Here is a 16,369-nt window from a genome sequence, read left to right as displayed (position 1 = left end):
ATAGCCAATCTAGCACACTAAAGAATGGGAAACAGGTAAAGAAAGAACGACTTCAGATGGTTCAATTCGGATTGAGAATCATGCTAGTGACCCAGTAGGTAGTATGCCGATTTTATTGGGAGGCAACCCTGCAACCACGACAGAAAATAACAATAATAATAGCTGGCTTAAACTTAAAGTGGATATGTTTCGTAATGAGGTCTCTTCCGTTCATAATTGTCATGGATTAGGACAGCCACAATGTGTGGATGATGGATATAGAAAAAAAACAGATCTTAAAATGGGTAATGAAACGACTATTTTTGAGTTAAATAACATGAATTAAGGAGGAGAAAAAATGAGATTTTTATTAATACTATTTTCGCTAACATTATTTAGCTGTTCTTTTGGAGGATTTAAGCCGGCACCACAACATTATCATTGGCGTTTGCATAATGCGGATGCATTATTCCCTGAATCAGATCCTAATGTTTTAACTAAATATGTTGATAGAAAAGAAAAAGATATGAAGAATTGCGGTATGGATTATGTAACAGGAGAAAGTATTAATCCAGAAGTGAATCTTTGCTTAGAGAAAAAAGGTTGGTATCTTGAAGGTGGTCCAGTTTGTGAAGAAAGGCTAATGTGGGATAGTCCAATATGTATCCAATGGCGAAAAAAACATAGCAAACCTGATGCTAAGCCTTGGCAGTAATTAACAAAGGTGCTTAAAAGGCGGTCAATATTCAAAGAGTTTTAAAACCTCTCGAAGTAGCTTTATCTAATGCCGTGGTAGCTGGAGGTATTAAAGCAGGTTTCGAGGCAAATGATTATGCTAATGGGAAGTCGTTAACAAGAGATAACTTATTGAAATCTACTAAAGAGGTTGGATATTCATTCTTTTCAGCTGGAGCAACTACAGGTATGCCAATACTTCCTGTTATTGGGATCGGAGCGACTGTTGATTGGGCTAAAGATAGTGGGAACTATGATATTGTTAAAACAACAGGAAGCAATATCCTAAGCTCAGGGCTTGAAAATAAATTTGGACATTATACGGGCTTTCCTCTTATAAAAGAGGCAATGACAAATTCTTTTGAAAAATATTATGAACAATTGAAGGAGGCAAATAAACATGAGAAATGATTTTTTTCTTGTTTTGAAAATGTCATTGATATCAATTTTATTTATGTATGCATTAGCTTTATACAAGTTTAAGTTTGATTTTAGTAAGGTTAGTTTATTAGTGACATTAAAATGGTTTCCATTAATATTAGTTTTGCTTCTATTCTGTTTTTACTTGAGTAAAAATATGAAAAATAAATAATGATTATTCTTTATAAGTTTACTTTATAAAATTATGTTGTTTAAAACAATTAAACTTTACGATCTTAATTGTTTAATAATTAGCTATATTTTTAATTTTTGATTAAGAAAATTTAAAGTATCTAGGTGTAAAGTACGGTCAACTTTCAAAGAGTTTTAAAACCTCTCAAAAACTGACCGCACTTTTTGTATTTTTAATGATACTTATGTTAAGTAAATCTTATAATTTTACATCCAACTTCACGTAAGCTCGTTCTACTTTTTTTAATGCTTTTTCTACGGAAATATCACGAGTGAGTAACACACCTAAACGGCGATGGCCATTGACTTCGCCTTTGCCGTACACAACAAAATATCATAATTAAAGATGACGCGGAGAAATTAAAACGTACAGGCAAAACGGTACAAGAATAGAGATTGCTGCGATGAAAACAGATATCACAACATAGCTTGTACTAAGTCAAAGTGTTAAATTAGAGTCGTTTTAATGAAGAAGTGTTGGGTAACTATTCCGCTGGAGTGCGGTTAAATTTTTTAGGTGTTTTTTATGTGAGATTTTTCGTGATCCCTATCACAATATCTTGTAAAACCACTTAAAAACGTTACCTATTTTCATTCGATCAATGATACAGTTGTATCCGTTTGACTTTTTGTCATTTTAACGATGAATAGGCGAAGGTTTGTTCATTAATCTCATCAACCCAATCATCAATCAGAGGGAAACAGTATGTTAATTGGTGTACCTAGAGAGCTGCTTGAGAATGAGAGCCGTGTGGCGGCAACGCCGAAAACGGTTCAGCAAATATTGAAATTGGGCTTTGACGTGATCGTGGAACACGATGCAGGTTTTAAAGCTAGTTTTGAAGATCAAGCATTTTTAGAGGCGGGCGCGAAGATCGGTACGTCGGCTGAAATTTGGCAATCGGATATTATCTTCAAAGTAAATGCACCGACAGATGAAGAAATTGCTCAAATGAAGGAAGGGGCAACGCTTGTGAGCTTTATTTGGCGTATGCAAAATCCTGAGTTAATGAAAAAACTCACCGCGAAGAAAATTAATGTGTTAGCAATGGATGCGGTGCCTCGTATTTCTCGTGCGCAAGCATTGGATGCACTTTCTTCTATGGCGAATATTTCTGGTTATCGTGCTGTCATTGAAGCTGCGCATGAATTCGGAAGCTTCTTTACCGGGCAAATTACTGCTGCAGGTAAAGTTCCACCAGCAAAAGTGTTGGTGATTGGTGCTGGTGTGGCTGGTTTAGCAGCAATTGGTGCGGCAAATAGCCTTGGGGCGATTGTTCGTGCTTTTGACTCTCGTCCTGAAGTGAAAGAGCAAGTTCAAAGTATGGGGGCAAGCTTCTTAGAAATTGATTTTAAAGAAGAAGGTGGCAGTGGTGATGGTTATGCGAAAGTGATGTCGGAAGAATTTAACCGTCGTGCGATGGAGCTTTACGCAGAACAAGCTAAAGAAGTCGATATTATTATTACTACGGCAGCCATTCCGGGTAAACCAGCGCCTCGTTTAATCACCAAAGAAATGGTGGATTCAATGAAACCTGGTTCGGTGATTGTGGATTTAGCGGCTGCAACTGGCGGTAACTGTGAATATACGCAAGCAGGGAAAGTTGTTACAACTGAAAACCAAGTGAAAGTGATTGGTTATACGGATTTCCCAAGCCGCTTACCAACGCAATCTTCCCAACTTTACGGCACAAACTTAGTCAATTTATTAAAACTTTTGTGCAAAGAGAAAGATGGCAATATCAATATTGATTTTGAAGATGTGGTTCTTCGTGGTGTAACCGTTGTTCGTGATGGGGAAGAAATTCCACCAGCACAAATTCAAGTGTCTGCACAACCAAAACAAGAAACCAAAGCTGCACCAGTGGCAGAGAAAAAAGAATCTAAACCAACAGATCCTCGTGTGAAATACGGTGTGATGGCAGGTGTAGGTGTGTTATTCCTTTGGTTAGCTTCTGTAGCGCCAGCTGCATTTTTATCACATTTCACTGTATTTGTTTTAGCTTGTGTGGTGGGTTATTACGTGGTTTGGAATGTTAGCCATGCACTTCACACACCATTAATGGCAGTAACAAATGCAATTTCAGGCATTATTATTGTAGGTGCGTTATTACAAATTCGTCAGCCAACAGGCAATCTATTTATCGATGCCTTAGCTTTTGTGGCGATTTTGGTGGCAAGCATCAATATTTTTGGTGGTTTCCGTGTCACACAACGTATGTTAGCAATGTTTAGAAAAGGTTAAGGAGCGCACAATGTCTGAAGGTTTAGTACAGGCTGCGTATATTTTAGCAGCATTACTTTTCATTATGAGCTTGGCAGGACTTTCTAAACATGAAACTGCTAAAGCGGGTTGTTGGTTCGGTATTGTTGGTATGACTATTGCCCTTATCGCAACCATTTTTGGACCTCATTCTGAAGGAACATTTTGGATCATTATTGCAATGATCATCGGTGGTGCAATCGGTGTTCAACGTGCATTAAAAGTAGAAATGACTGAAATGCCAGAACTTGTGGCGATTCTTCACAGTTTCGTCGGTTTAGCGGCTGTACTCGTAGGCTTTAATAGCTATGGTTTACACCATGAGGCGTTAATGCCAGAAGGATTAGATGCAGCAGCACAAGCCGCATTTGCAGCAGAGCAAACAGTATTAACAAATATTCATAACGTCGAAGTATTTTTAGGTATCTTTATCGGTGCCGTAACTTTTACTGGTTCGGTTGTTGCATTTGGTAAATTAAGCGGAAAAATTAATTCAAAAGCATTAATGTTACCGCATCGCCATAAATTAAATTTAGCCGCACTTGTGGTATCTGCATTATTGATGGTTGCATTCTTAAATAATCCAGAAAGCATTTTCCCTGTGTTATTAATGACAGCGATTGCTCTTGCATTTGGATGGCACTTAGTGGCATCAATCGGTGGAGCAGATATGCCAGTTGTGGTATCAATGCTTAACTCATATTCTGGTTGGGCAGCGGCGGCAGCGGGTTTTATGTTGAATAATGACTTGCTCATCGTAACAGGTGCGCTTGTTGGTTCTTCTGGTGCAATCCTTTCTTACATTATGTGTAAAGCAATGAACCGTTCATTTGTGAGTGTAATTGCGGGTGGCTTTGGTAACGATGTTCAAGTTTCTTCAAGCGAAGAACAAGGCGAACACCGTGAAACTACAGCGGAAGAAGTGGCTGAATTGTTGAAAAATGCAAGTTCTGTAATTATCACGCCGGGATATGGTATGGCTGTTGCACAAGCACAATATCCAGTCGCTGATATTACAGCAAAATTGCGTGAACGTGGTGTTAACGTTCGTTTTGGTATTCACCCTGTTGCAGGACGTTTACCTGGCCACATGAACGTGCTTTTAGCTGAAGCAAAAGTGCCTTACGATGTCGTACTTGAAATGGATGAAATCAACGACGATTTCGCTGATACCGATGTGGTATTGGTTATCGGTGCGAACGATACGGTAAACCCAGCTGCGATGGAAGATCCAAATAGTCCAATCGCGGGAATGCCTGTGTTGGAAGTATGGAAAGCACAAAATGTGATTGTGTTCAAACGTTCAATGGCAGTGGGTTACGCTGGCGTACAAAACCCATTATTCTTCAAAGAGAATACGCAAATGCTCTTTGGTGATGCAAAAGATCGTGTTGAAGATATCTTAAAAGCATTATAAAAACACGCATAAAAATAACCGCACTTGGGGTTGCCTAAGTGCGGTATTTTTTTATAGTGTTTAGTGACTATCTTCAGGATTTTCCAAAATTTCTGAACACAAGCCTAAGCCAGATAAAAATTCAATAAATGCCCGCACTTTTATTGGTAAATGTCTTCTGTTCGGATATACCACATGAATTTCTAATTTTTGTTGTTTATATTCTGGCAACACTTCGATGAGTTCCCCTTTTTCGAGAGATTCACCAACAATAAATCTAGGTAAATTCACAATTCCTAGCCCTGCTTTTGCCATTTCTAATAAGGCTAAACCGCTATTGCTTACCACTTTGGATTGGATTTTGAAACGTTGTGTTTGATTTATGCGTGAGCCAACCCAATTCACTTGATTCATTACATTTTTATAAAGTAAGCCATTGTGCTGTTCTAAATCATCAGGCGTTTGTGGAATACCATTCGCTTCAAGATAGCTTGGTGATGCCACAAAGTGTAGCGTATTTGTGCTGATTTTGCGTGATACAAGAGAACTGTCCGCCATATGGCCGATACGTAATGCAAGATCATAGCCTTCTGCCACAAGGTCAATTTTTTTATCATTAAACTCAATTTCAACATGTAGATTGGGATGCGCGGCAATAAATAGCGGTAAATTCGGTACAATGAACAGCAAACCGAAATCACGAGGAACAGAAATAAGTAAATTTCCTTGTAATGAGCTGGTAAGGTGGGTGATGCTAGAATCAGCTTCATCTAAATCAAGCAAAATTCCTTGGCAGCGTTGGTAATACATCATCCCCGCCTCAGTAGGCATAATTTTTCTGGTGGTACGTTGTAACAATCGTGTTTTTAAATGTTCTTCTAACTGTGAAACTAATTTGCTTGCCATTGCCACAGAAATATTTTGTTGCTTTGCAGCCAATGTAAAACTTTGGGTTTCAATGACTTTGCAGAAAATAGAAATCGCGTTGAGTTTATCCATTTATAGACCTTTTTTGAAAAAATGCTTGATTTTGCCTACATAACTTTGCACTATACCCCCAATTTTACAAAATTCTAGTGATATTAGGTAATCAAATGAGTAAATCCTTGGTGATTGTGGAGTCGCCGGCAAAAGCAAAGACCATCAATAAATATTTAGGTAGCCAATATGTGGTGAAATCTAGTGTTGGACATATTCGTGATTTGCCGACGATTGGTTCTAGTACAGGTGAAAAAGCTAAACCAATTTCAACCAAAGGTATGGATGCCGAAGAAAAAGCAAAAATTAATGCTGAGAAGGAACGTAACGCCTTAGTTAAACGTATGGGGATTGATCCTTATCACGATTGGAAAGCAAATTATCAAATTTTGCCTGGTAAAGAAAAAGTGGTTTCCGAATTAAAATCGCTTGCTAAAAAAGCGGATCACATTTATCTCGCAACCGACTTGGATAGAGAAGGGGAAGCGATCGCATGGCATTTACGCGAGGTGATTGGTGGCGATGATGAGCGCTTTAGCCGTGTAGTGTTTAACGAAATCACTAAAAATGCCATTAAGCAGGCTTTTGAAAAGCCTGAACAATTAAATATGGATCGTGTTAATGCCCAACAAACTCGCCGCTTTTTAGATAGAGTAGTGGGCTTTATGGTATCTCCGTTACTTTGGAAAAAAGTCGCGCGTGGGCTTTCTGCGGGTCGAGTTCAATCGGTTGCGGTTAAATTATTAGTAGAACGCGAGCGTGAAATTAAAGCCTTCCAGCCTGAAGAATATTGGGAAGTTGCGGTACTTACGAATAATCAAAATAAACAAGCTATACGCTTGGATGTCACGGATTATAAAGGCAAGAAATTTGATCCAAAAAATCAAAAAGAAGCACAAAGTGCGGTAGATTTTCTTAATGTTTCCGATTACGTTGTCACAGATTTAGAAACTAAGCCAACAAGTTCTCGCCCTCGTGCACCATTTATTACATCAACGCTTCAACAAACTGCAAGTACTCGCTTGGGATTTGGCGTTAAAAAAACAATGATGCTAGCCCAACGTTTATATGAAGCGGGTTACATTACTTATATGCGTACGGATTCAACCAATTTGAGTCAAGATGCGCTGAATATGGCACGTAGCTATATTGAAAATCATTTTGGTGCACAATATTTACCAGAAAAACCAAATTTTTATTCTAGTAAAGAAAATGCGCAAGAGGCGCATGAGGCTATTCGTCCATCTGACATTCGAGCATTGCCTGAATCCTTAGAGGGCATGGAAAAAGATGCGGTACGCCTTTATGATTTAATTTGGCGTCAATTCTTAGCATGTCAAATGCCGCCTGCACAATATGATAGCAGTACATTGACTGTGTCAGCTGGCGATTATAGCTTGAAAGCAAAAGGCAGAATTTTACGTTTTGATGGTTGGACAAAAGTATTGCCACAAATAGGCAAAAATCCTGAAGATCAAGAATTGCCTTCAGTTGCTGTTTCAGAAAAACTTGTTTTAAAAGAAGTGCAACCAACCCAACACTTTACTAAACCACCTGCTCGTTTTACTGAAGCGGCTTTAGTAAAAGAATTGGAAAAACGTGGTATTGGCCGTCCTTCTACTTACGCGGCAATTATTTCTACCATTCAAGAACGTGGTTATGTTCGTACTGAAAATCGTCGTTTCTATGCAGAAAAGATGGGCGAAATTGTGACTGATCGCCTCAATGAGTCTTTTGGTGAATTAATGAATTACGATTTCACCGCGAATATGGAAGATACTTTAGATAAAATTGCCTCTGGTTCAGTGAATTGGAAAACTGAATTGAATCAATTCTTCAAGGATTTTTCTAGCCAGCTTTCTAAAGCTGAATTGGATGAGCTTGAAGGCGGTATGCGCCCAAATAGCCTTGTGGAAACCGATATTAAATGCCCAACCTGTGGCAGAAATATGGCAATTCGTACGGCAAGTACGGGGGTATTTTTAGGATGTACAGGTTATGCATTGCCGCCAAAAGAGCGGTGTAAAACGACGATTAATTTAATTCCTGAAGCGGAATTATTGAATGTTTTAGATGAATCTTCAGAAACCAAAGCATTAATGGATCGTAAACGTTGTACAAAATGTGGAACGGCAATGGACAGCTATGTAATCGATGCCCATCGTAAAATCCATATTTGTGGTAATAATCCAAATTGTGATGGATATTTGATTGAAGAAGGCTCATTCAAAATTAAAGGTTATGATGGCCCTGTTGTTGAGTGTGATAAATGCGGTGCGGATATGCATTTAAAACTTGGCCGTTTTGGCAAGTATATGGGATGTACAAATTGTGATAACACGCGCAAAATTTTGAAAAATGGCGAAGTCGCCCCACCAAAAGAAGAGCCTGTACATTTCCCAGAGCTAAAATGCGAAAAATCTGATGCATATTTTGTATTGCGTGACGGTGCGAGTGGTGTATTTATGTCAGCACATAATTTCCCGAAATCCCGCGAAACACGCCCAGTTAAAATCGCTGAACTTGTGCAATATCGCGAGCGTTTGCCTGAAAAATTAGCTTATTTAGCGGATGCACCACAAAAAGACCCAGAAGGGAATGAAGCGATTGTTCGTTTTAGTCGTAAAGAGAAAAAACAATATGTGACTTCTGAAAAAGATGGAAAAGCGACGAAATGGATTGTTGATTTCACCAATGGAAAATGGGTTGAACGAAAGAAATAAGAAGAAAAGTGCGGTAAATCACCGCACTTTTTTTGTAATAAATCTTCTTATGTTTTTTTGTATGTTATCTGAGGATTAAAGGGCTGCCAAAATTTCATTAATTTTATTTTTTGCGGACGCTTGGGCTTTTTCAATCGCCTCTGGTCCGAATCCAATGCCTTGCGCATAAACAAATTGCACATCTGTGATACCGATAAAACCTAAAATTGACTTCATATACTGTGTCACTAGATTTTCTTCATCATACAACCCACCAAATGCACATAACACAATCGCTTTTTTACCTTTTAATAATCCTTCCGGTCCATTTGCCGTATATTGGAACGTGACACGTGGGCGAGCGATAAAATCAAAATAAGTTTTTAATTGTGTTGGGATGCCAAGATTATACATTGGTGCACCAATAACCAGAGTCTCTGCATTTTTTAATTCGGAGACTAATTCATCGGAAAGTGCAAGAAGTTGTTTTTCTTCATCATTTTTAGGTTCACCACGTACAGCTGTTGCTGCTGTGGCATCAAAATATGGAAGCGGTTGTTGGGCTAGATCGCGTACGACAATGTTATTACCTTGTAATTTTTCGATAACATAATCAGCTAATTGATTGGTCTGTGCGTTATTTCCTGAAATGCTAGATTTTAATACTAATACGTTGCTCATTTTTATTCCTTAACTGGGTATTTAAAAGTGCGGTTATTCTAGCCTTTATTTTTAGGATATAAAGCCCCTAGCCAGAAAAACATTATTTCCTTTCTGTAAAATATGTGCATTTATTTAACAATACCTTAAGAAAGTGATAGAATTCGCCACGCATTTTTTGCCTAATTTCGCTCGTTCAATGGTAGGAATGAAGCCAAGTAGGGCAAAAGTGCGGTTAATTTTTTATAGAATTTTAAACGAACACGTCACCTTTCGTATGGGTGACCACTGTATAAGGAAAAAACAATGCCAATTATTACTTTACCTGACGGTTCCCAACGTCAATTCGATCATCCTGTTTCTGTTCTTGAAGTCGCACAAGATATTGGTGCGGGTCTTGCTAAAGCCACTATCGCGGGCCGTGTAAATGGTGAGCGTCGTGATGCATGCGATGTTATCGACCAAGATGCAACACTTGAAATCATTACTGCTAAAGATGAAGATGGTTTAGAAATTATTCGCCACTCATGTGCACACTTGTTTGGTCATGCCATTAAACAATTATTCCCAGATGTAAAAATGGCAATCGGTCCAACTATTGAAAACGGTTTCTACTATGACATTGATTTAGACCGCTCTTTAACGCAAGAAGATTTAGATGCAATCGAAAAACGTATGTTGGAATTGGCAAAAACCAATTATGACGTCGTGAAAAAACGTGTTACTTGGCAAGAAGCGCGTGATACCTTTGAAAAACGCGGCGAGCCATACAAAATGGCAATTTTAGATGAAAACATTGAACGTACTGCAACACCTGCGTTATATCATCATTTAGAATATATTGATATGTGCCGTGGCCCACACGTGCCAAATATGCGTTTCTGTCAACATTTCAAATTACAAAAAGTCGCTGGTGCGTACTGGCGTGGTGACAGCAAAAACAAAATGTTACAACGTATCTATGGTACGGCTTGGGCGGATAAAAAACAACTTGCTGAATACTTAACGCGCTTAGAAGAAGCGGCAAAACGTGACCACCGTAAAATTGGTAAAGCATTAGATTTATATCATATGCAAGAAGAAGCGCCGGGTATGGTGTTCTGGCACAATGATGGCTGGACAATTTTCCGTGAACTTGAAACTTTTGTGCGTACTAAATTAAAACAATACGATTACCAAGAAGTGAAAGGTCCTTTTATGATGGATCGCGTATTGTGGGAAAAAACAGGTCACTGGCAAAATTACGCAGATTTAATGTTCACAACTCAATCTGAAAATCGTGAATATGCAATTAAACCGATGAACTGTCCGGGACACGTTCAAATTTTTAATCAAGGTTTAAAATCTTACCGTGATTTACCAATCCGTATGGCGGAATTTGGTTCTTGCCATCGTAATGAGCCATCAGGTTCTTTACACGGTTTAATGCGTGTACGTGGCTTTACTCAAGATGATGCGCATATTTTCTGTACTGAAGATCAAATTGAGAGTGAAGTAACTAGCTGTATCAAAATGGTGTACGATATTTATAGCACCTTTGGTTTCACTAATATCGCAGTAAAACTTTCTACTCGCCCTGAAAATCGTATCGGTTCAGATGAAATGTGGGATCGTGCGGAAGCAGGTCTTGCAGCAGCATTGGCGCATAACGGCTTAGAATATGAAATTCAAGAAGGTGAAGGCGCATTCTATGGTCCTAAAATTGAATTTGCATTACGTGATAGCATTGGCCGTGAATGGCAATGTGGTACCGTGCAATTAGACTTTGCATTACCAGGTCGTTTAGATGCAACTTATGTAGCAGAAGACAATAGCCGTAAAACCCCTGTCATGATTCACCGTGCGATTTTAGGTTCTATTGAGCGTTTCATTGGTATCATTACTGAAGAATATGCAGGTTTCTTCCCTGCATGGTTAGCACCAACCCAAGCGGTTGTAATGAATATCACCGATAGCCAAGCCGACTACGTACAAAAAGTTGCGAAACAGCTTTCTGATGTAGGTTTACGCGTGAAAACTGATTTACGTAACGAAAAAGTGGGTTTCAAAATTCGTGAACATACTTTACGCCGTGTGCCTTATATGCTTGTTTGCGGTGATAAAGAAATCGCAGAAGGCAAAGTGGCAGTACGTACCCGTAAAGGCGCTGATTTAGGCACATTTACTGTGGAAGAATTTGCGGAAATCTTGAAAAATCAAGTAAGAAATCGTGAATTAAAGTTATTGAATGAAGAGTAATACTTTTCGAAAATAACTAATATAATTTACTGTTTAAACAGTGAGTTCAATTTAACGGTGATCGTTTAAGCGATTGCCGTTATTTTTTTATCTCAAAATGTGTTGATTGGAAAAATAAGGCATAAAAAAACCGCACTTTTAAAGTGCGGTTATATTTAGTTCTGTTTTATGGAAGAAATTATTCCACACCAACCATTACAGAAGTTGCTTTGATGATTGCGTATGCTTCTTTACCAACTTCTAAGTTTAATTCTTTAACTGCTGCTAAAGATACAGTAGAAGAAAGCACGTTACCGCCACCGATATCGATGTGAACGATTGCATTTACTGAACCGTTTTCGATTGAAACAACTTTACCTTTTAATTGGTTTCTAGCACTAATTTTCATAACATTTCCTTGTTAGTTAGGGTTTAAAAGAGCGTGCATTTTATCCATTCTTACAGAAAATGCAAGAAAAACTTAATATTATTTCAAAGGAGGCAATCCTTTTAGCATTTGTTGTGCATTTTCTGTACTTAAATCATAGTGATAGTACTTTTTATAAAAAGATTTGGCTTTAGATACCATATCAACATCTTTAAATTGTGCAGGATGGAATAATTTTGCAGCCCATAAAACTTGTAAAGCTTCTTCAGCGCTGTAGCGATCCCAAGGGAAAGTACCGGTTGGATTAACAAAAACACGGCCATTTTTTACCGCACTTACAGATTGCCAACTTGGATCTTGTTTAATTTTTTCTACCCCTTCTGGTGCATTGGTTCCTCCGATAATAATTACTTCAGGATTAATTTTTACCACTTCTTCCTGACTAATTTCGACAAGATTTGCTTGTTCTGGAAATGCATTTTTACCCCCAGCTTTATTAATCCAATCACCAATAATGGATTTTCCGCCGTCAATTTTTAGCAAATTTTTTCCATCAGCAATATGCAATACTGTTGGTTTGTCTTTTTCTTGGATTGATTTTGTTCTTGTTTCAACAAATGAAATGTTGTTTTCTAACTCTTTGATGTATTCCTTGGCTATATTGGGCGCGTTATCTCCAATTACTTCAGCAGTGATTCGAACTGTTTTTTTCAAGCCTTCAAAATCTTGGAAGCTCACTTTCACCCCAGTTAATCCAGCTTGTTTTAGTTCAGTCAACATGTTGTCATTGGAAAGTAAAGTCACTTGCGGATTACGTTGTAGTAATTCTTCCATTTGGATAGTTTGACCATTAGTGAGTGCAGGCACTTTTTTAATGTTTGGATAAACTTCACTAAACCACGGATTTTTTTGAATAACAGTGGTTGTTGCCACTAATTTATCTGCACCGCCAAGTAATAAGACGATTTGGTTGTTGGCATGCCATAAATCGGCAATACGTTCTACATGGTTTGGGATTTCAATTTGATTGCCTTTTACATCTTCAATCATTTTTCCTTGGGCAGAAAAACTGAAACAAGAAATAAAAGCTAAGGCAACTGCGCCTTTTTTAAGGTTTTTCAACATAATTAACTCCTTATAGATGAGTGATTGCACAAATTTGACGTTGTAATTCTGGCACTTCAAGCAATCGGAGATCCGTATGATAAAGTGCGGTTAAATTTTCTTGAGTAATAATTTCAGGGGCGGAACCTGTTTGTAATCGGCCATGTTCATTTAAAATTGCTACTCGGCTATTTGGTAAACTGCTATGTAACAACATAGGATGATCTGGATTGTGAGTTGTCATCACAATAGTAAAACCTTGCAAAGAAAGCTCTTTTATTAAACTCAAGGTTTTAAATACGTTACCGTAATCTAAGGCTGAAGTCGGTTCATCAAATAGAATAAGCTGAGGCTGTTGTACTAAAATCCGAGCAAGATTGACTAACTGTTTTTCACCACCGCTCATCTGCATATAAACCTTTTCTGCAAAATGACGAATTCCCAGTTTATTCAAAGCTTGATCGACCAATTCAAAATCGCTCTTACTTGGTTTATCAAACATTCCTAAATGTGCTGCTCGACCTAGCACAACATAATCTCGAACTTTATATTGATAAGTTTGCGGACTTTGTTGTGAGACATAAGCTATCTTTTGTGCGATTTGTTTTGATGAAAGAGACGCTAGATTTTCATTTTGTAATAAAATTTGACCGCTCTTTGGTGTCAGTAAACCCGCTAAACAGTTCAATAAGGTTGATTTTCCACGGCCATTAGCGCCCAAAATCGTGAGTAATTCCCCTTGCTTAAGTGTTAAATCCACACCATTTAGCAGTGAATTTTCTACATTGTGCCAATAATAAAGATTCTTTACCTGCAACATTAGTCCACCACCTTTTGCTTAATTAATACCCATGCAAAGAATGGGGCACCGATAAAACCAGTGATAATACCGAGCGGAATTTCTTGAATGTAAAGATTACGTGCCAATGTATCCACAAGCAGCAAGAAAATTGCACCAATTAGCGCAGAGAGCGGTAAACTTTTGACATTATTATCGCCTATAAATAGACGGGCTAAATGAGGAATCACTAAACCTAGCCAACCTATTGTTCCGCTTAGACAGACTGCCGAAGCCGTCAATAAGGTCGCGGAACAGACCATTACGCCGCGTTCTAAACGAATATTTGCGCCAATTAATTTGGCTTCTCGATCGCCTAATGACAACACATTAATACGCCAACGCATTGCTAATAATATACCCGTGGTAATTAAGATTATTGGTGAGAGTAAAAGAAGATTGCCGTAGCTGGATTTAGTGAGACTACCTAATTGCCAATATACAATATCTGCAAGTTCAGTTTCAGGATCGGCAAGGTATTTGATTAAACCTAATGTCGCCATCATAAAACCCGATACAATAATGCCTGAAAGCACGAGGACTATTGTTGAATCTCGTTGAATTAAGCGGGGGAGATTCATGGTAAGCAATACGGCAATTAAACCACCGAAAAATGCAAAAGTTTGAGTACCAAGTATGCTTGAACCAAGCAAAATCGCAACAGCTGCACCCACACAAGCACCATTTGATACGCCTAAAATGTCTGGTGAAACAAGGGGATTGCGAAAAATGCCTTGATATACAGTGCCCGCGACCGATAAGGCTGAACCAACTAAAATTGCAGCTAAGATGCGTGGTAAACGTAAATTGAAAATGACATTATGTTGAATTTCATTTTGACTTTGACCGAAAAGTACATCTAACACATCCGTTAAAGGAATAGAAAATCTCCCCCACGAAAGAGAAAACCAACTCAATCCAATAAGAAGCAAAAAAAGAAAAGGGATTAATAAATTTTTTTTCATCATTCCTTGAGAAAAATACGGTCATTTCTAGGTTAAATCATTATATATAAAAATATATTAAGATCTAGAGATTCTTTCTTAAAAAGAAAAACGCTCAATCTAAAAAGACTAAGCGTTTAAAACTTTCAAAAAAAATTGACCGCACTTTTATAGGCATTTTGCAGGTTTCGGTAATCCTGCTAATTTTGTAGCTTGTTTTGCGGGGCCTTCAGGAAATAACCGCTGCAAATAACGACTATTACCTTTATCTTCGCCAAGCTTTTCGGCCATGGCTTTTACCAACATACGGATGGCCGGGGATGTGTTATATTCTTGATAGAAGTCTCGCACGAAGTAAATCACTTCCCAATGTGCATCAGTTAATTCGATACTTTCTAACTGCGCAATAGCACGAGCGACATCTTCGTTCCATTGTTGGCTATTAAGCAAATAACCATCTTTGTCAGTTTCAACTTCCATTCCATTGATATTCAACATATTAATTTACTTCTTTAAAGTTAATCATTTCGTTGTTTAAAAAATCGGTTTGATCTTCATCTTCAAATTGCATTGGTGTGATTCGTTCTTCATCAAATGCGGTATCGCCTTCAATGCCATCAATTAGTTGCCCATGTTTGATGCCTTTGAAATCAAATAATTTCGGATCACTCATATGTGACAATGTAATGTTTTGCATTGCGCTGAACATGGTTTCTAAGCGTCCTGGATATTGGCGATCCCAAGTATTAAGCATTTCTTTTACTACTTGGCGTTGAAGATTTGGTTGTGATCCACATAGGTTACAAGGAATGATAGGAAATTCTTTCGCGATGGCATATTTTTCAATGTCTTTTTCTTTGCAGTAAGCAAGCGGACGAATCACAATTTGTTTGCCATCGTCAGAAATTAACTTAGGTGGCATCGATTTCATTTTGCCGCCATAAAACATATTTAAAAATAGTGTCGCTAACATATCGTCTCGGTGATGTCCTAACGCGATTTTGGTTGCACCAAGTTCTGTGGCGGTGCGATATAAAATTCCACGGCGTAGGCGAGAGCAGAGCGAACAAGTTGTTTTTCCTTCTGGAATTTTTTCTTTCACAATTCCGTAAGTATTTTCTTGTACAATTTTGTAATCTACGCCAATACTTTCCAAATATTCAGGCAATACGTGCTCTGGGAACCCTGGTTGTTTTTGATCGAGGTTTACTGCCACGATATCAAATTTAATCGGTGCACTTTGTTGTAAATTCAACAAAATATCGAGAAGCGTATAACTGTCTTTACCTCCAGATAAACACACCATGACTTTATCGCCATCTTCGATCATCCCAAAATCTGCAATGGCGTTGCCTACGTTACGGCGAAGACGTTTTTGTAATTTATTGAAATTATAGGTTTGTTTTTTTTCTTGTTGGGCTAACTGGGTTAATTTGCTCATTCTGTTATCTTTGGTTATTCATGAAAGGCGCACATTATACGTGAAAAATAGGAAAAGTGCGGTCAATTCAAAAGAAGATTTTTAAGATCCACAAAAAATCCTGTATAATCTT

15 protein-coding genes and 1 pseudogene are annotated in these 16,369 nt (G+C 38.1%); 7 read left to right on the top strand and 9 right to left on the bottom strand.

Translation table 11 applies throughout. The annotated features are described in order from the left end of the window. The first annotated feature begins 103 nt into the window (after nucleotides 1-103). From A8M50_RS05015 to A8M50_RS05005, 3 genes are all read left to right on the top strand, one after another. Nucleotides 104-325, top strand: a complete 222-nt coding sequence (locus A8M50_RS05015) for a hypothetical protein (RefSeq protein ID WP_005644260.1) — start codon at nucleotides 104-106, stop codon at nucleotides 323-325. A 12-nt stretch (nucleotides 326-337) separates the two neighbouring features. Then, nucleotides 338-694: a hypothetical protein gene (locus tag A8M50_RS05010; protein WP_075564410.1), complete on the top strand. Its 357-nt coding sequence runs from the start codon at nucleotides 338-340 to the stop codon at nucleotides 692-694. A 74-nt stretch (nucleotides 695-768) separates the two neighbouring features. Then, complete coding sequence (locus A8M50_RS05005; RefSeq protein ID WP_032826490.1) at nucleotides 769-1,125, top strand: hypothetical protein; 357 nt, start codon at nucleotides 769-771, stop codon at nucleotides 1,123-1,125. A gap of 400 nt (nucleotides 1,126-1,525) precedes the next feature. On the opposite strand, the pseudogene purT reads toward A8M50_RS05005, so the two are convergent. Next, a pseudogene (purT, locus tag A8M50_RS04995) lies at nucleotides 1,526-1,651 on the bottom strand (phosphoribosylglycinamide formyltransferase 2); the annotation flags it as partial. A gap of 381 nt (nucleotides 1,652-2,032) precedes the next feature. Here purT and pntA point away from each other — a divergent pair. Together pntA and pntB are read left to right on the top strand one after the other, a co-directional pair. Further along, nucleotides 2,033-3,571: a Re/Si-specific NAD(P)(+) transhydrogenase subunit alpha gene (gene pntA, locus A8M50_RS04990; RefSeq protein WP_005631652.1), complete on the top strand. Its 1,539-nt coding sequence runs from the start codon at nucleotides 2,033-2,035 to the stop codon at nucleotides 3,569-3,571. A 10-nt stretch (nucleotides 3,572-3,581) separates the two neighbouring features. Beyond that, nucleotides 3,582-5,006 carry a Re/Si-specific NAD(P)(+) transhydrogenase subunit beta gene (gene pntB / locus A8M50_RS04985; protein WP_005644689.1) on the top strand — a complete coding sequence of 475 codons (1,425 nt, stop codon included), beginning with the start codon at nucleotides 3,582-3,584 and terminating at the stop codon, nucleotides 5,004-5,006. Nucleotides 5,007-5,066: 60 nt separating this feature from the next. Here the strand turns inward: pntB and A8M50_RS04980 are convergent, their stop codons facing one another. Further along, nucleotides 5,067-5,984, bottom strand: coding sequence for a LysR family transcriptional regulator (locus A8M50_RS04980; protein WP_005645043.1), 918 nt, complete (start codon nucleotides 5,982-5,984; stop codon nucleotides 5,067-5,069). Nucleotides 5,985-6,079: 95 nt separating this feature from the next. Here A8M50_RS04980 and topA point away from each other — a divergent pair, with 95 nt between their 5' ends. Next, nucleotides 6,080-8,686 (top strand): type I DNA topoisomerase, encoded by a 2,607-nt coding sequence (topA, locus tag A8M50_RS04975; RefSeq protein WP_005644977.1) that lies wholly within the window; start codon nucleotides 6,080-6,082, stop codon nucleotides 8,684-8,686. Nucleotides 8,687-8,761: 75 nt separating this feature from the next. Here topA and A8M50_RS04970 read toward each other — a convergent pair whose 3' ends face one another. Further along, complete coding sequence (locus A8M50_RS04970; RefSeq protein WP_005644848.1) at nucleotides 8,762-9,346, bottom strand: FMN-dependent NADH-azoreductase; 585 nt, start codon at nucleotides 9,344-9,346, stop codon at nucleotides 8,762-8,764. Nucleotides 9,347-9,631: 285 nt separating this feature from the next. Here A8M50_RS04970 and thrS point away from each other — a divergent pair, with 285 nt between their 5' ends. Further along, nucleotides 9,632-11,563, top strand: a complete 1,932-nt coding sequence (thrS, locus tag A8M50_RS04965; protein ID WP_005644716.1) for a threonine--tRNA ligase — start codon at nucleotides 9,632-9,634, stop codon at nucleotides 11,561-11,563. 178 nt (nucleotides 11,564-11,741) lie between these two features. On the opposite strand, the gene A8M50_RS04960 is transcribed toward thrS, so the two are convergent. From A8M50_RS04960 to ttcA, 6 genes are all read right to left on the bottom strand, one after another. Beyond that, nucleotides 11,742-11,951, bottom strand: coding sequence for a TOBE domain-containing protein (locus tag A8M50_RS04960; RefSeq protein WP_005631673.1), 210 nt, complete (start codon nucleotides 11,949-11,951; stop codon nucleotides 11,742-11,744). Nucleotides 11,952-12,029: 78 nt separating this feature from the next. Then, the gene (locus A8M50_RS04955; RefSeq protein ID WP_005644679.1) at nucleotides 12,030-13,055 is read right to left on the bottom strand and encodes an ABC transporter substrate-binding protein; all 1,026 of its coding nucleotides are present in this window, start codon (nucleotides 13,053-13,055) and stop codon (nucleotides 12,030-12,032) included. A gap of 10 nt (nucleotides 13,056-13,065) precedes the next feature. Next, the gene (locus A8M50_RS04950) at nucleotides 13,066-13,854 is read right to left on the bottom strand and encodes an ABC transporter ATP-binding protein (protein ID WP_005645026.1); all 789 of its coding nucleotides are present in this window, start codon (nucleotides 13,852-13,854) and stop codon (nucleotides 13,066-13,068) included. Further along, the gene (locus A8M50_RS04945; RefSeq protein ID WP_032826491.1) at nucleotides 13,854-14,840 is read right to left on the bottom strand and encodes a FecCD family ABC transporter permease; all 987 of its coding nucleotides are present in this window, start codon (nucleotides 14,838-14,840) and stop codon (nucleotides 13,854-13,856) included. The genes A8M50_RS04950 and A8M50_RS04945 overlap by 1 nt, the downstream gene beginning before the upstream one ends. A gap of 144 nt (nucleotides 14,841-14,984) precedes the next feature. Continuing rightward, complete coding sequence (locus A8M50_RS04940) at nucleotides 14,985-15,314, bottom strand: TusE/DsrC/DsvC family sulfur relay protein (RefSeq protein WP_005644682.1); 330 nt, start codon at nucleotides 15,312-15,314, stop codon at nucleotides 14,985-14,987. Nucleotide 15,315: 1 nt separating this feature from the next. After that, nucleotides 15,316-16,257, bottom strand: a complete 942-nt coding sequence (gene ttcA / locus A8M50_RS04935) for a tRNA 2-thiocytidine(32) synthetase TtcA (RefSeq protein ID WP_005644983.1) — start codon at nucleotides 16,255-16,257, stop codon at nucleotides 15,316-15,318. Nucleotides 16,258-16,369: the final 112 nt, after the last annotated feature.

The sequence above is a fragment of the Haemophilus haemolyticus genome (assembly GCF_001679045.1).
Classification (GTDB): Bacteria; Pseudomonadota; Gammaproteobacteria; order Enterobacterales; family Pasteurellaceae; genus Haemophilus; species Haemophilus haemolyticus.
Note: the sequence above shows the minus strand (reverse complement) of the source record. Positions and strands in the feature narration are given on the sequence as shown.

Excerpts from the sequence above, each read along its gene's own strand:
- pntA (WP_005631652.1), top strand. The coding sequence starts at position 2,033 with ATGTTAATTGGTGTACCTAGAGAGCTGCTTGAGAATGAGAGCCGTGTG.
- pntB (WP_005644689.1), top strand. The coding sequence starts at position 3,582 with ATGTCTGAAGGTTTAGTACAGGCTGCGTATATTTTAGCAGCATTACTT.
- A8M50_RS04940 (WP_005644682.1), bottom strand. The coding sequence starts at position 15,314 with ATGTTGAATATCAATGGAATGGAAGTTGAAACTGACAAAGATGGTTAT.
- A8M50_RS05010 (WP_075564410.1), top strand. The coding sequence starts at position 338 with ATGAGATTTTTATTAATACTATTTTCGCTAACATTATTTAGCTGTTCT.
- ttcA (WP_005644983.1), bottom strand. The coding sequence starts at position 16,257 with ATGAGCAAATTAACCCAGTTAGCCCAACAAGAAAAAAAACAAACCTAT.
- A8M50_RS04945 (WP_032826491.1), bottom strand. The coding sequence starts at position 14,840 with ATGATGAAAAAAAATTTATTAATCCCTTTTCTTTTTTTGCTTCTTATT.
- A8M50_RS04980 (WP_005645043.1), bottom strand. The coding sequence starts at position 5,984 with ATGGATAAACTCAACGCGATTTCTATTTTCTGCAAAGTCATTGAAACC.
- thrS (WP_005644716.1), top strand. The coding sequence starts at position 9,632 with ATGCCAATTATTACTTTACCTGACGGTTCCCAACGTCAATTCGATCAT.
- topA (WP_005644977.1), top strand. The coding sequence starts at position 6,080 with ATGAGTAAATCCTTGGTGATTGTGGAGTCGCCGGCAAAAGCAAAGACC.
- A8M50_RS04970 (WP_005644848.1), bottom strand. The coding sequence starts at position 9,346 with ATGAGCAACGTATTAGTATTAAAATCTAGCATTTCAGGAAATAACGCA.
- A8M50_RS04960 (WP_005631673.1), bottom strand. The coding sequence starts at position 11,951 with ATGAAAATTAGTGCTAGAAACCAATTAAAAGGTAAAGTTGTTTCAATC.
- A8M50_RS05015 (WP_005644260.1), top strand. The coding sequence starts at position 104 with ATGCCGATTTTATTGGGAGGCAACCCTGCAACCACGACAGAAAATAAC.
- A8M50_RS04950 (WP_005645026.1), bottom strand. The coding sequence starts at position 13,854 with ATGTTGCAGGTAAAGAATCTTTATTATTGGCACAATGTAGAAAATTCA.
- A8M50_RS04955 (WP_005644679.1), bottom strand. The coding sequence starts at position 13,055 with ATGTTGAAAAACCTTAAAAAAGGCGCAGTTGCCTTAGCTTTTATTTCT.